Source organism: Youhaiella tibetensis, from assembly GCF_008000755.1.
In the GTDB taxonomy this organism is placed as follows: Bacteria; Pseudomonadota; Alphaproteobacteria; order Rhizobiales; family Devosiaceae; genus Paradevosia; species Paradevosia tibetensis.
In genome coordinates, this window is the sequence record NZ_CP041690.1 from 2,278,595 (window position 1) to 2,291,824 (window position 13,230).

The following is a 13,230-nucleotide window of genomic DNA, read 5'->3' on the forward strand; positions in this document are numbered from 1 at the left end:
GAAAAGCCCCTAGTGCGCCGCTACGGCAGCGGGAACGTGCCCGACCGCGGCGGAAAAGTTCGTGACAAGCAGGTCGACCGCCGTGCGGGTCGCATCCAGGATCGGTGCCGGATAGACACCGAAATAGATCGTCAGCACGGCCAGCGGGATCAGGATCGCCGCTTCACGCCAGTTGAGATCCAGGATGCCCATCAGCGCTTCCTTGGTGAGCGCGCCGAAGACAACACGGCGATAGAGATAAAGCGCGTAGCAGGCCGACAGGATCACGCCCGTGGTCGCAAACGCGGCAACCCAGGTGTTGATCTGGAACGTGCCCAGGAGCGTCAGGAATTCACCGATGAAGCCGGACGTGCCGGGCAGACCGACATTGGCCATGGTGAAGATCATGAACACGAACGCATAACGCGGCATCCGCTCGACGAGACCGCCATAGGCGGAAATCTCGCGGGTGTGCATGCGGTCGTAGACGACGCCGACGATGAAGAAGAGCGCGCCCGAGACGATACCGTGCGAGATCATCTGGAAGATCGCGCCCTGAACGCCATAGACGTTGCCCGCGAAGATACCCATGGTGACAAAGCCCATGTGCGCCACCGACGAATAAGCGATGAGCTTCTTCATGTCGGTCTGCACGAGCGCGATGAGCGAGGTCAGGATGATGGCCGCTACCGAGAGCACGAACACGAAGTTCGCGAACTGGGCGGAGGCATCGGGGAACATCGGCAGCGAGAAGCGCAGGAAGCCGTAGCCGCCAAGCTTGAGCAGGATGGCCGCCAGGATGACCGAGCCACCCGTCGGCGCCTCGACGTGCGCTTCAGGCAACCACCGGTGGAACGGCCACATCGGCATCTTGACCGCGAACGAGGCGAAGAACGCGATCCACAGCCAGGGCTGCACGCTCTTGTCGAACTTGAAGGTCAGGAGCTTGGCGATATCGAGCGTACCGGCCTGCCAGTAGATGGCCATGATGGCCAGCAGCATCAGGACCGAGCCGACGAAGGTGTAGAAGAAGAACTTGTAGGCCGCCTGGATGCGACGGGCGCCGCCCCAGATGCCGATGATGAGGAACATCGGCAGCAGCGTGCCTTCGAAGAAGACGTAGAACATGGCGCCGTCGAGCGTCGAGAAGACGCCGAGCATGAGGGTCTCGAGCACCAGGAACACGATCAGGTACTCGCGCACCCGGTTGTGCACCGAGTCCCAGCTCGCCAGCACGCACATCGGCATCAACAGGCCCGTGAGCGGGATGAAAAGCACCGAAATGCCGTCCACGCCCATACGGTACCCGATGCTCTCACCGATCCACGGCACGTTGACCACCATCTGGAACCCGGCATTGGCCGGGTCGAAGTGTGCCCAGACCATCAGGGTCAGCACGAAGGTCACCAGCGTGGTGATCAGCGCTATCCAGCGTTGCGTATTGGCAGCCGCCTCATCGCGCCCCGGAAAGAAGAGCAGCAGCAGCGCCCCGACCAGCGGCAGGAATGTGACGATGGTCAGGATGGAGTTGTCGAACGTCATCCGAGGAGCCCCCCACTCGCGATGGCCCAGGTCAGCAGGGCTGCGACCCCGATGAGCATCGCGAAGGCATAGTGATAGAGATAGCCGGACTGCAGCTTGACGACCCGTGCCGTCAGGTCCTTGACCCGGTTGCCAAGGCCTTCGACGATGGTCTGGTCAACCAGCCAGTCATCGAAGCCGCGCCAGAGTGCGTTGCCGATCCAGCGGGCCGGACGCACGAAGATGAAGTCGTAGAGTTCGTCGAAGTACCACTTGTTCAGCAGGAACTGGTAGAGGCCGGGATTGGCCTTTGCCAGGTTCTGCGGAATGCGGGTATCGCGGATATACATCTGCCAGGCGGCCACGAAGCCGATGATCATGGCGATGGTGGCCGACCACTTGACCCAGAGCGGGCTTTCGTGAGCCGCCTCGAGCGCATGCTCGTTCACCGCGATCGAGCCCTGGAAGAAGTGGGTGATATGCTCGGCGTGGCCGAAGAACATGTCGTAGAACACCACACCCGAGAACACGGCACCGATACCGAGAACGAAGAGCGGGATCAGCATGACGCTCGGGCTCTCGTGAGCATGCTCGAAGGCGTCATGGCTGTCGTGGCTTTCGCCGTGGGCATCGGGCTCGACATGGGAGTGCTCGTCATGATCGTGCATCGGCGCACCGCGGCGAGGCTCGCCGTGAAAGGTCAGGTGAATGAGGCGCCACGAGTAGAAGCTCGTGAACATCGCCGCCACCACCAGCAGCCAGAAGGCCAGCGTGCCGACCGAACCGCCGACGCCATAAGACGCCTCGATGATCGAATCCTTGGAGAAGAAGCCGGCAAATCCAAGCGGCGTGCCGGGAATGCCGACACCCGTCAGCGCCAGCGTGCCGATGATCATCATCCAGTAGGTGATCGGAATCTTGCGGGCGAGACCGCCCATGTTCCGCATGTCCTGCTCGTGATGCATCGCATGGATGACCGAGCCAGCGCCCAGGAACAGCAGCGCCTTGAAGAAGGCGTGCGTGAACAGGTGGAACATGCCGGCCGAATAGACCCCTGCCCCAAGCGCCACGAACATGTAGCCGAGCTGCGAACAGGTCGAATAGGCGATGACGCGCTTGATGTCGTTCTGGACCAGTCCAACCGTCGCCGCAAAGAACGCGGTGATGGCGCCGATCACGAGCACCACGGTCATGGCGACGGTGGAGAGCTCGAAGAGCGGCGAAAGACGGGCGACCATGAACACACCCGCCGTCACCATGGTGGCGGCATGGATGAGGGCCGAAACCGGCGTCGGGCCTTCCATAGCGTCCGGCAACCAGGTGTGGAGCAGGAACTGCGCCGACTTGCCCATGGCGCCAAGGAACAGCAGCAGACAGACCACGGTCATGGCGTGGAAGTCCCACGACAGGAAGTGGAACCGCGCATCTTTGACGCTGTCGAGCGAGTGGAAAACCGTGTCGAAATCAAGCGAGCCGATAACCGCAAAGGCCGCGAAGATGCCGAGCAGGAACCCGAAGTCACCGACACGGTTGACGACGAAGGCCTTCATGGCCGCGGCATTGGCGGACGGACGCGTATACCAGAAGCCGATCAGCAGGTAGGACGCCAGGCCCACGCCTTCCCAGCCGAAGAACATCTGCGCGAAGTTGTCGGCGGTCACCAGCATGAGCATGGCGAAGGTGAAGAGCGAGAGGTAGGCGAAGAAGCGCGAGCGGTGCGGATCGTCGGCCATGTAGCCGATCGAATAGACGTGCACGAGGCTCGAAACCGTCGTCACCACGACCAGCATGATCGCGGTGAGCGTATCGACGCGCAGGACCCAGCGCAGATCGAGCGCACCGGACTGGATCCAGCGGAAGAGCTCCACCTTGGTCGCGGCGCCGTGCGCGGCAGCCTCTGCCTCGGCCCCGCCGCCAAAGGCGTAGGGAATGAAGACAGCCCAGGAGAGGAGCGCCGCGAGGATGAGCAGGCCCGTGGTGATGTATTCGGACACCTTGTGTCCGATCACCCGGCCCAGGAGACCCGCGATCAGTGCGCCGATCAGCGGCAGGAAGACGATGGCCTGGATCATCGCAGGGTCAGCCCTTCATCACGTTGACATCGTCCACGGCGATCGAGCCGCGGTTACGATAGAAGATCACGAGGATCGCCAGGCCGATGGCGGCTTCCGCCGCCGCGACCGTCAGGATCAGCAGCGCGAAGACCTGGCCGGCGAGGTCGCCCAGGTGGGCCGAAAAGGCCACGAAGTTCAGGTTCACCGCCAGAAGGATCAATTCGATCGACATCAGGATGATGATGATGTTCTTGCGGTTGAGGAAAATCCCGAAAACGCCCAGCGTGAACAGGATGGCTCCGACGGTCAGGTAATGACCGAGCCCAATTGCGACTGCCATTTTAGCCCTCCAGTCCCTGACCTGTCTTGACGCTGACGACCTTGATCGAGTCCTTGCCGCGCGCGACCTGCTTGGCGATGTTCTGCCGCTTGGCCTGCGTGCGGTGGCGCAGGGTGAGCACGATGGCGCCAACCATGGCGACCAGCAGCACGGCACCTGCCGCCTGGAAGAGGAACACGTAGCGGGTGTAGATCACCTGCCCGAGCGCACGGGTATTGTCGATGGTGGCATCGATCGGCACCACGCTCTGCCCAACCACGTCGGGCGAGATGAAGAACGTACCGGCCAGCAGCAGCAACTCAAGCAGGAAGATGATGCCGACGACCGCGGCGATGGGCGCGTATTGCAGCATGCCCTGGCGCATCTCGGCGAAATCGACATCGAGCATCATGACGACGAAGAGGAACAGCACCGCCACCGCACCGACATAGACGACGATGAGGATCAGCGCGAGGAACTCCGCACCGGCCAGCATGAACAGACCCGCAGCGTTCACGAACGTGAGGATCAGGAACAGCACCGAGTGCACGGGGTTTCGCGAGAAGATCACCATGGCGGCGGACGCCACCGCGATGATCGCGAAGATGTAGAAGAAGAAAAGCGGCAGGGTCATATTATGGTCCTGTCCTTACCGGTAGGGCGCGTCGAGCGCGATGTTGCGCGCGATCTCGCGCTCCCAGCGATCCCCGTTGGCGAGGAGTTTTTCCTTGCTGAAGTAAAGCTCTTCACGGGTTTCGGTGGCGAACTCGAAGTTCGGGCCTTCCACGATCGCATCCACCGGGCACGCTTCCTGGCAGAAGCCGCAATAGATGCACTTCACCATGTCGATGTCGTAGCGCACCGTGCGGCGCGTGCCGTCGTTCTGGCGCGGACCGGCCTCGATGGTGATGGCCTGGGCCGGACAGATCGCTTCACAGAGCTTGCAGGCGATGCAGCGCTCTTCCCCATTGGGGTAGCGGCGCAGCGCGTGTTCGCCGCGGAAGCGCGGGCTCACGTGCCCCTTCTCGAAGGGATAGTTGATGGTGGGCTTGGGGCTGAAGAAGTAGCGCATCGACAAGGCAAAGGCCGACACGAACTCCTTGAGCAGCAGCGAATTCAGGAACTGGCGCATATCAGGCCACTCCTCCATGCCAGCCCCAGCCGGTGAGCTGGAGAACGAAGGCGACGACGATGATCATCGCCAGGGAAATGGGCAGGAACACCTTCCAGCCGAGCCGCATGAGCTGGTCGTAGCGGTAACGGGGGACGAAGGCCTTGACCATGGCGAACATGAAGAACACCAGGCAGAGCTTGATGACGAACCAGACCACGCCGGGGATCCAGGTGAACGGCGGCAGCTCGATGGGCGAAGACCAGCCTCCAAGGAAGAGGATCGTCGTCATGGCGCACATCAGGATGATCGAGACGTACTCGCCCAGCATGAACATCACGTAGGGCGTGGACGAATACTCGACCATGAAGCCGGCCACGAGCTCGGACTCGCCTTCCGGCAGGTCGAACGGCGGGCGGTTCGTCTCGGCAAGCGCCGAGATGAAGAAGATGATGAACATCGGGAAGAGCGGCAGCCAGAACCAGTTGAGGAAGCTGAGCCACGGCACGCCGAGCATATGGGCCAAGCCCATTTCGCGCTGCGCGATCACGATATCGGTGAGGTTGAGCGAGCCCACGCAAAGCAGCACGGTGACGATCACGAAGCCGATCGAGACTTCGTAGGACACCATCTGCGCCGCCGAGCGCAGGGCACCGAGGAAAGCGTACTTCGAGTTCGAAGCCCAGCCGCCCATGATGATGCCGTAAACGCCGAGCGATGAGATCGCCAGGATGTAGAGGATGCCGACATTGATATCGGCCATGGCCCAGCCCTGGTCGAGCGGGATCACCGCCCAGGCCGAGAGCGCCAGCAGCACGGTGACGAACGGCGCCAGCAGGAACGGCACCTTGTCCGCGCCGGCAGGGACCATCGGTTCCTTGAAGACGAACTTCAGAAGGTCGGCAAAGCTCTGGAGCAGGCCGAACGCACCCACCACGTTGGGGCCGCGACGGATCTGGACCGCGGCCCAGACCTTGCGGTCCGCCAGAAGGATGAAGGCGGTGAAGACCAAGAGCGCAACGAGCAGCAGCAGCGCCTTGTAGATGAAACCAACCGTGTCACCCCAACCCAGGATGGGGATGCCGAGCAGGTAGTTCAGCGCTGAAACAACGAAGTCCATAGTGCTTCCCTATTCCGCCGCCTGCTTGAGACCGGCGGCCATCTGGGCGCATTCGCCCATCACGGCCGAGGCCCGCGCAATCGGATTTGTAAGATAGAACTCGGTGACCGGCGAAGCGAACTTGGCCGCCTTGGTCTTGACGCCGGCCTTGGCCAGCTTCCTGACGTCCTCGACGCTGCCCGCAAGGATCTGGTCGATCCGCGCCAGATGCGGATACTGCGCGTAGATCGCGGCCCGCAGCTGGTTGAGCGAGTTGAACGGCAGCGGCTGCCCGAGAACGGCGGAGAGCGCGCGAATGATGGCCCAGTCTTCCTTGGCCTCGCCCGGCGGGAAGATTGCGCGCGCCGTCATCTGCACGCGTCCTTCCGTATTGACGTAGGTACCGCTCTTTTCGGTGTAGGTCGCAGCCGGCAGGATGACGTCGGCGCGGTGAGCACCGGCATCGCCATGCGTGCCGATATAGACCACGAATGCCTTGCCCATGGCCGCCATGTCGTATTCGTCGGCGCCGAGCAGGAACATAACGTCGAGCTCGCCCTTGCCCGCCAGACCGATCTGGTCGGCCGAGCAGACGCCCCCGTCATGCGGCACGAAACCGATATCGAGGCCACCGACGCGGCTCGCCGCGTTGTGGAGCAGCGCAAATCCGTTCCAGCCTTCGGCAAGCGCCTCGCCGGAGGTGGCGAGTTTGGAGGCGAGCGCGATCACGTCGCGGCCCGGCTGCTTGCCGAGCTTGGCGTGCGAAACAGCGCCCTCGCCGACGATGATGAGAGGCTTGCTGGCCTTCTTGAGAACCTCGGCAAAAGCACCCTTCCCTGCGGCAAGATCGGCCAGGCTTTCATAGCCTTCGCCCAGGTAGTCGTAGGGGTAGGTGAGGTCTGCCTGCTCGCCGATGACGGCAATCGGGCTGCCCTTGGTCCGCCAGTTCTTGCGAATACGCGCGTTGAGGACCGAAGCCTCGCGGCGCGGGTTCGAACCGATGATGAGAATGGCGTCGGCTTCTTCGATGCCCGCAATGGTCGGGTTGAAGATGTAGGCCGAACGCGGCATCGAGGGATCGATGCCCGACATGGCCGGACGCACGTCGGTGTTGCCCGAGCCGAGCGAAGCCAGCAGCGCCTTGAGCGCATACATCTCTTCGACCGCGGCAAGGTCGCCGGCGATGGCGCCGATGCGGTTGCCGCCCGACTTCTTGACCTGGGCAGCGATGGCAGCGAAAGCCTCTTCCCAGGACGCAGCCTTGAGCTTGCCGCCCTTGCGGACATAGGGGCGATCCAGACGCTGGGACTTGAGGCCATCCCAGACGAACCGGGTCTTGTCCGAAATCCACTCTTCGTTGATCGCCTCGTTGATGCGCGGCAGGATGCGCATCACTTCGCGGCCACGGCTGTCCACACGGATATTGGAGCCCACCGCATCCATCACATCGATGGATTCGGTCTTGGTCAGCTCCCACGGACGCCCGTGGAACGCGTAGGGCTTGGAAGTCAGCGCGCCGACCGGGCACAGGTCGATGACGTTGCCCTGCAGTTCGCTCGACAGCGCACGCTCCAGATAGCTGGTGATCTCGGCATCCTCGCCGCGACCGATCAGGCCCATCTCGGAAATGCCGGCCACTTCCGTAGTGAAACGGACGCAGCGCGTGCAGTGAATGCAGCGGTTCATCGAAGTCTTGACCAGTGGGCCAAGATACTTGTCTTCGACGGCGCGCTTGTTCTCGTGGAAGCGGCTCTTGTCCACGCCATAAGCCATGGCCTGGTCCTGGAGGTCGCACTCACCGCCCTGGTCGCAGATCGGGCAATCGAGCGGATGGTTGATGAGCAGGAACTCCATCACCCCTTCGCGCGCCTTCTTGACCATCGGCGTGTTGGTGAACATCTCGGGCGGCTCGCCATTCGGGCCAGGACGCAGGTCCTTGACCGACATGGCGCACGATGCCTGCGGCTTGGGCGGACCGCCCTTCACCTCGACCAGGCACATGCGGCAGTTGCCCGCCACCGAAAGGCGCTCGTGATAGCAGAAGCGCGGAATCTCGGCGCCAGCAGCCTCAGCGGCTTGCATCAGCGTGAAATAGTCCGGAACCTCAATGAGTTGGCCGTCGACCTTAATGCTTGTCATCTGACTACCTGCCGCCTCCAAAGTTCACGGAGCGTACGAAAAAGGCCAGGGCGTTCCCCGGCGTCCGCAACAGGCGCGCAAACGGCCCGCTGCCGGAAATGGCGTAAAGTCCCGCAACGATCGCGATGCCGGCGGTCCACCAGGCATTGCTCGCATCATTGGGGAGCACGGCGAAGAAACCGATGGCGGCGAGCACCAGCCAGACAATGCCCGTGCAGACATTGTCGAGCCCTCGCTCCATGATTTCCGCCTCGGATTTGCTGCGTCCCATCGTCCTAGTCCGCCTTGCGCGCGTTGTAGGCTGCAAAGAGCTCGGTGATCAGCACGCCATCGATGCGTGCGCCATCGAGCAGGCAATCCTCGATCGACAGCGCCGAAAGATTGGCGTCGGTGATCTTCGAGTTCGACATGTTGGCGTTGTTGATCTTGAGATTGCTCAGATTGACGTCATTGACGCGCAGGTTGCTCACGTTGGCGTTGTCGATAACGGCATTGGAGAAGTTGATGCCGACAAACTGCGTCGCCGAGAGATTGACGTTGTTGAAGTGGCTGTTGGAAACGTTCACGTCATCGAACGTCGAATTGGTGACGACACTCTCCGTGACCTGCAGCCGCTCGCGCTTCTGATGCACCTCGATCATCGCCCTACTCCGCCGCGATCGAAGGCACTGCGCCCTCGGATGTCGAGTTGTAGGTGTAGGCGTCGATCCGCTCTTCGATCACGTGGCGGAAGTTGCGGATCAGGCCCTGGATCGGCCACGCCGCCGCGTCGCCGAGAGCACAGATGGTGTGACCTTCGACCTGCTTGGTGACTTCGAACAGCATGTCGATCTCGCGCTTCTGGGCGCGGCCCTCGACCATGCGCTCCATCACGCGCATCATCCAGCCCGTGCCTTCGCGGCACGGCGTGCACTGGCCGCAGCTCTCGTGCTTATAGAAAGCCGAAAGGCGCCAGATGGCCTTGATGATGTCGGTCTGCTTGTCCATCACGATGACCGCGGCGGTACCGAGGGACGACCCCACTTCGCGCAAGCCGTCGAAGTCCATGATCGCGTGACGGATTTTCTCGCCGGGCACGCAAGGAACCGATGCACCGCCAGGGATCACGGCGAGGAGGTTATCCCACCCGCCACGAATGCCGCCGCAATGCTTCTCGATCATCTCTTCGAACGTGACGCCCATGGCTTCTTCGAACGTCGCCGGGGTATTCACGTGACCCGAAACGCACATGAGCTTCGTGCCCGTGTTGTTCGCACGGCCGATCGAAGCGAACCACGCGCCCGAGCGACGCAGGATTTCCGGGACGACGGCGATCGATTCCACGTTGTTGACCGTGGTCGGGTTGCCATAGACGCCCATACCGGCCGGGAAAGGCGGCTTGAGGCGGGGCTGGCCCTTCTTGCCTTCCAGCGATTCCATCAGGGCTGTTTCCTCGCCGCAGATGTAGGCGCCGGCGCCGTGGTGGACGATGATGTCCAGGTCCCAGCCGTGGATGTTGTTCTTGCCGATCAGCTTGGCGTCATAAGCCTCCTGAACGGCATATTCGAGCCGCTGGCGCTCACGGATGAACTCACCACGAACGTAGATGAACGCCGTATGCGCATCCATGGCGCGGGCCGCCAGCAGGCACCCCTCGACCAGATGGTGCGGATCGTGACGCAGGATCTCGCGGTCCTTGCAGGTGCCCGGCTCGGATTCGTCGGCATTGACCAGCAGGTAATGCGGACGGCCGTCGGAGACCTTGGGCATGAAGGTCCACTTGAGCGCGGTCGGGAAACCGGCGCCGCCGCGGCCACGCAAGCCAGAGGCCTTGACCTCGTTGGTGATCCAGTCCCGGCCGGACTCGATGAACTCCTTGGTGCCGGACCAGGCGCCACGCGCCCGGGCACCCGCCAAGGTCCAGTCGCCCTGGCCGTAGAGGTTGGTGAAAATGCGGTCTTTATCTGCGAGCATCTCTCACACCCCTTAGCGCGGCTTCTTGCCGAAGACGCGGATGTATTCGGCCTCGCCGCCCTTCGCGAGCGCCTTGGCCTGCTTGATCCAGTCATCGCGCTCGATGCGGCCATGGAAGGTCAGCACTTCCTCGACCCTGGCGATGTCGGCCTTCTTGAAAGCCGCCACCTGCGCGAAGGTTGTGATCCCGAGGGCATTGAGCTTGCCTTCGAGGACCGGCCCCACGCCAGCGATCATCTTGAGATCATCCTTGGCGCCCTCGGGCGCCGTGAACAACGGAGCGGCACCATCGGCAGGAGCGGTCTTGCCCACAGCAGCACCGCCATCGACCTTGCCGGCCTTGGACTCTGCGCCCGTGGCCGTCGAGCGCATGGCGCGGGCAGGCTTGCCGTCAGCCTTGGCCGACGCGCCGGCAGCGGCGCGTTCGCCTTCGGCAGCGTCCACCGACACCTTCTTGGAACGCGACGGTTCCTTAAGAGCCGGCGCGGCTTCCTCCGAGACCTGGCGCTTGCGGCCGGGGGCGGTGGGAGCAGGCTCGTCCTTCTTGGCGGGCGCGGCAGCAGCAGCCGGAGCCGCAGGCGCCGCAGCAGTAGCGTCGGGAGCCGATGGAGCCACGAATTTTTCGCGCTTGGCGGAGGGCTTCTCGAGCAGCGTCGTCGCGCCGGACTCGGCCGCGGAGAACGCACGCTTGATCTGCGGCCCCGTCGGAACCTTCTCACCCCTGCCCGCCTGGAACTCGTTGATGATCTCTTCGAGCCGCTGCGGGGTCAGGTCCTCATAGGTGTCGTGGCCGATGGCCACCATCGGCGCATTCACGCACGCACCCAGGCACTCAACCTCTTCCCAGGACAGCGTTCCGTCCTCGTTGAGGGTGTGCGGATCGTGATGGATCTTGTGCTGGCAGATCGAACGAAGGTCCTCGGCACCGCGCAGCATACACGGCGTCGTGCCGCACACCTGGATGTGGGCGCGCGTACCGACCGGAGCCAGCTGGAACTGGGTATAGAAGGTCGCTACTTCCAGCACGCGGATATAGGCCATGCCCAGCATGGTCGCGACGTGCTCGATGGTGGCGCGGGAAATCCAGCCATCCTGATCCTGGGCGCGCATCAGCAGCGGGATCACCGCCGACTGCTGGCGACCTGCCGGGTACTGCGCCATCTTGGCGCGAGCCCAGCTTTCGTTTTCCTTGGTGAAGGCGAATGAGGCCGGCTGAACCGACTCGTCCGCAAGGCGCCGCACACTCATCAGCGATCCACCTCTCCGAACACGATATCAAGCGAACCCAGGATGGCCGCGACGTCGGCCAGCATGTGGCCGCGGCACAGGAAATCCATGGCTTGCAGATGTGCAAAGCCCGGCGCGCGGATCTTGCAGCGATAGGGACGGTTCGAGCCGTCCGAAACCAGGTAGACGCCGAACTCACCCTTGGGCGCCTCGACGGCGGCGTAGACTTCGCCGGCGGGAACCTTGTAACCCTCGGTATAGAGCTTGAAGTGGTGGATCAGCGCTTCCATCGAGCGCTTCATCTCGCCACGGCTGGGCGGCACGACCTTGCCGTCGATCGAAGAAACCGGCCCCTGCCCTTCAGGTGCGTTCAGCTTCTCGATGCACTGCTTCATGATGTTGTTGGCCTGGCGCATCTCTTCCATGCGGATGAGGTAGCGGTCATAGCAGTCACCATGCGAGCCGACCGGAACGTCGAACTCCATTTCCTCGTAGCACTCGTAGGGCTGCGATTTGCGCAGGTCCCAGGCGGCACCCGAGCCACGCACCATCACACCCGAGAAACCCCAGCTCCAGGCATCCTCGAGCGACACGACGCCGATATCGGCATTACGCTGCTTGAAGATGCGGTTGCCGGTCAGCAGACGATCGATGTCGGCAAGCGCCGCGGGGAATTGCTCACAGAACACCGCGATATCGTCGATGAGGTCCTGCGGCAGGTCCTGGTGAACGCCACCGGGACGGAAATAGGCCGCGTGCATGCGCGCGCCCGACGCGCGCTCGTAAAAGACCATCAGCTTTTCGCGCTGCTCGAAGCCCCAGAGCGGCGGAGTGAGCGCGCCGATGTCCATGGCCTGGGTGGTAACGTTCATCAGGTGGGAGAGCAGCCGGCCGATTTCCGAATAGAGAACGCGGATCAACTGGCCGCGGCGCGGCACCTTGATATCGAGCAATTTCTCCACGGCCAGGGCAAAGGCATGCTCCTGGTTCATCGGCGCCACATAGTCGAGGCGGTCGAAATAAGGGACGGCCTGCAGGTAGGTCTTGGCTTCGATCAGCTTCTCGGTGCCGCGGTGCAGCAGGCCGACGTGGGGATCGACGCGCTCGACGAGCTCACCGTCCAGCTCCAGGATCAGGCGCAGCACGCCGTGGGCCGAAGGGTGGACCGGGCCGAAGTTGATGGTGAAATTGCGGACTTCGACTTCGCTCATTACTGCTTCGCCTTCTCGTCGCCCGGCAGGACGTAATCGGTGCCCTCCCAGGGGGAGAGATAGTCGAACGAGCGGAATTCCTGGGCCAGCTTCACCGGCTCATAGACCACGCGCTTGCGTTCCTCGTCGTAGCGAACCTCAACGAACCCGGTGGTCGGGAAGTCCTTACGCAGCGGATGCCCGTCGAAGCCATAGTCGGTGAGGATGCGGCGCAGGTCCGGGTGACCGGAGAACAGCACGCCGAAGAGGTCGTACGTTTCGCGCTCGAACCAGTTCGCGCCCGGGAAGACGCCGGTGATGCTGGGCACCGGATCGACGTCGTTCGCCGCAACTTTGACACGAATGCGCTGATTAAGTTCAGGGCTCAGCAGGTGATAGACCACGTCGAATCGCGGATCGCGCTCCGGATAGTCCACGCCGCACACATCGGAGATCGAATAGAAGCGACATTTTGCGTCATCGCGCAGGAACCGGACAACGTCTACGATCGCCGTCCTCTCCACCGAAATGGTGAGTTCTCCGAACGCGACGTCCGCGGAGCGAACGACCGCTCCCAGCGTGCGCGAAATGTAGTCGCCGAGGTCCGTAAGTGGATCGACTTGAGCTGTTTCGTCCAT

13 protein-coding genes are annotated in these 13,230 nt (G+C 62.8%); all 13 read right to left on the minus strand.

Going from position 1 to position 13,230, the window contains the following annotated elements:
- Window positions 1-9: 9 nt before the first annotated feature.
- Genes FNA67_RS11050 through FNA67_RS11110 form a run of 13 tightly spaced genes read right to left on the minus strand, consistent with a single transcriptional unit; the run spans window position 10 to window position 13,230 of the window.
- Entirely contained in the window at window positions 10-1,521 is a 1,512-nt protein-coding gene (locus FNA67_RS11050; RefSeq protein ID WP_147656065.1) for an NADH-quinone oxidoreductase subunit M, read from the minus strand.
- Window positions 1,518-3,572, minus strand: a complete 2,055-nt coding sequence (gene nuoL / locus FNA67_RS11055; protein WP_147656066.1) for an NADH-quinone oxidoreductase subunit L — start codon at window positions 3,570-3,572, stop codon at window positions 1,518-1,520. Before nuoL ends, FNA67_RS11050 begins: the two co-directional genes overlap by 4 nt.
- A 7-nt stretch (window positions 3,573-3,579) precedes the next feature.
- The gene (nuoK, locus tag FNA67_RS11060) at window positions 3,580-3,894 is read right to left on the minus strand and encodes an NADH-quinone oxidoreductase subunit NuoK (protein ID WP_049705166.1); all 315 of its coding nucleotides are present in this window, start codon (window positions 3,892-3,894) and stop codon (window positions 3,580-3,582) included.
- Window position 3,895: 1 nt separating this feature from the next.
- The gene (locus FNA67_RS11065; protein ID WP_049705167.1) at window positions 3,896-4,507 is read right to left on the minus strand and encodes an NADH-quinone oxidoreductase subunit J; all 612 of its coding nucleotides are present in this window, start codon (window positions 4,505-4,507) and stop codon (window positions 3,896-3,898) included.
- Window positions 4,508-4,522: 15 nt separating this feature from the next.
- Window positions 4,523-5,005 (minus strand): NADH-quinone oxidoreductase subunit NuoI, encoded by a 483-nt coding sequence (gene nuoI / locus FNA67_RS11070; protein ID WP_049705168.1) that lies wholly within the window; start codon window positions 5,003-5,005, stop codon window positions 4,523-4,525.
- 1 nt (window position 5,006) lies between these two features.
- Complete coding sequence (nuoH, locus tag FNA67_RS11075) at window positions 5,007-6,104, minus strand: NADH-quinone oxidoreductase subunit NuoH (protein ID WP_082202084.1); 1,098 nt, start codon at window positions 6,102-6,104, stop codon at window positions 5,007-5,009.
- A gap of 9 nt (window positions 6,105-6,113) precedes the next feature.
- Window positions 6,114-8,222, minus strand: a complete 2,109-nt coding sequence (gene nuoG, locus FNA67_RS11080) for an NADH-quinone oxidoreductase subunit NuoG (RefSeq protein WP_147656067.1) — start codon at window positions 8,220-8,222, stop codon at window positions 6,114-6,116.
- Window positions 8,223-8,226: 4 nt separating this feature from the next.
- Entirely contained in the window at window positions 8,227-8,493 is a 267-nt protein-coding gene (locus tag FNA67_RS11085; RefSeq protein WP_147656068.1) for a hypothetical protein, read from the minus strand.
- A gap of 4 nt (window positions 8,494-8,497) precedes the next feature.
- A complete protein-coding gene (locus FNA67_RS11090; protein WP_053167855.1) occupies window positions 8,498-8,863 on the minus strand; it encodes a pentapeptide repeat-containing protein in 366 nt (121 codons plus the stop codon).
- A 4-nt stretch (window positions 8,864-8,867) separates the two neighbouring features.
- Window positions 8,868-10,175, minus strand: coding sequence for an NADH-quinone oxidoreductase subunit NuoF (gene nuoF, locus FNA67_RS11095; RefSeq protein ID WP_049705171.1), 1,308 nt, complete (start codon window positions 10,173-10,175; stop codon window positions 8,868-8,870).
- Window positions 10,176-10,187: 12 nt separating this feature from the next.
- Window positions 10,188-11,423 (minus strand): NADH-quinone oxidoreductase subunit E, encoded by a 1,236-nt coding sequence (locus tag FNA67_RS11100; RefSeq protein ID WP_147656069.1) that lies wholly within the window; start codon window positions 11,421-11,423, stop codon window positions 10,188-10,190.
- On the minus strand, window positions 11,423-12,613 hold the full coding sequence (locus tag FNA67_RS11105) for an NADH-quinone oxidoreductase subunit D (RefSeq protein ID WP_049705173.1): 1,191 nt from the start codon (window positions 12,611-12,613) through the stop codon (window positions 11,423-11,425). The genes FNA67_RS11100 and FNA67_RS11105 overlap by 1 nt, the downstream gene beginning before the upstream one ends.
- A complete protein-coding gene (locus FNA67_RS11110; protein ID WP_147656070.1) occupies window positions 12,613-13,230 on the minus strand; it encodes an NADH-quinone oxidoreductase subunit C in 618 nt (205 codons plus the stop codon). Before FNA67_RS11110 ends, FNA67_RS11105 begins: the two co-directional genes overlap by 1 nt.

Bases quoted from the DNA above. Each gene is read 5' to 3' on its own strand.
- FNA67_RS11090 (WP_053167855.1), bottom strand. From the start codon at position 8,863: ATGATCGAGGTGCATCAGAAGCGCGAGCGGCTGCAGGTCACGGAGAGT.
- FNA67_RS11065 (WP_049705167.1), bottom strand. From the start codon at position 4,507: ATGACCCTGCCGCTTTTCTTCTTCTACATCTTCGCGATCATCGCGGTG.
- nuoL (WP_147656066.1), bottom strand. From the start codon at position 3,572: ATGATCCAGGCCATCGTCTTCCTGCCGCTGATCGGCGCACTGATCGCG.
- nuoI (WP_049705168.1), bottom strand. From the start codon at position 5,005: ATGCGCCAGTTCCTGAATTCGCTGCTGCTCAAGGAGTTCGTGTCGGCC.
- FNA67_RS11085 (WP_147656068.1), bottom strand. From the start codon at position 8,493: ATGGGACGCAGCAAATCCGAGGCGGAAATCATGGAGCGAGGGCTCGAC.
- FNA67_RS11100 (WP_147656069.1), bottom strand. From the start codon at position 11,423: ATGAGTGTGCGGCGCCTTGCGGACGAGTCGGTTCAGCCGGCCTCATTC.
- nuoG (WP_147656067.1), bottom strand. From the start codon at position 8,222: ATGACAAGCATTAAGGTCGACGGCCAACTCATTGAGGTTCCGGACTAT.
- FNA67_RS11110 (WP_147656070.1), bottom strand. From the start codon at position 13,230: ATGGACGAAACAGCTCAAGTCGATCCACTTACGGACCTCGGCGACTAC.
- FNA67_RS11105 (WP_049705173.1), bottom strand. From the start codon at position 12,613: ATGAGCGAAGTCGAAGTCCGCAATTTCACCATCAACTTCGGCCCGGTC.
- FNA67_RS11050 (WP_147656065.1), bottom strand. From the start codon at position 1,521: ATGACGTTCGACAACTCCATCCTGACCATCGTCACATTCCTGCCGCTG.
- nuoH (WP_082202084.1), bottom strand. From the start codon at position 6,104: ATGGACTTCGTTGTTTCAGCGCTGAACTACCTGCTCGGCATCCCCATC.
- nuoK (WP_049705166.1), bottom strand. From the start codon at position 3,894: ATGGCAGTCGCAATTGGGCTCGGTCATTACCTGACCGTCGGAGCCATC.
- nuoF (WP_049705171.1), bottom strand. From the start codon at position 10,175: ATGCTCGCAGATAAAGACCGCATTTTCACCAACCTCTACGGCCAGGGC.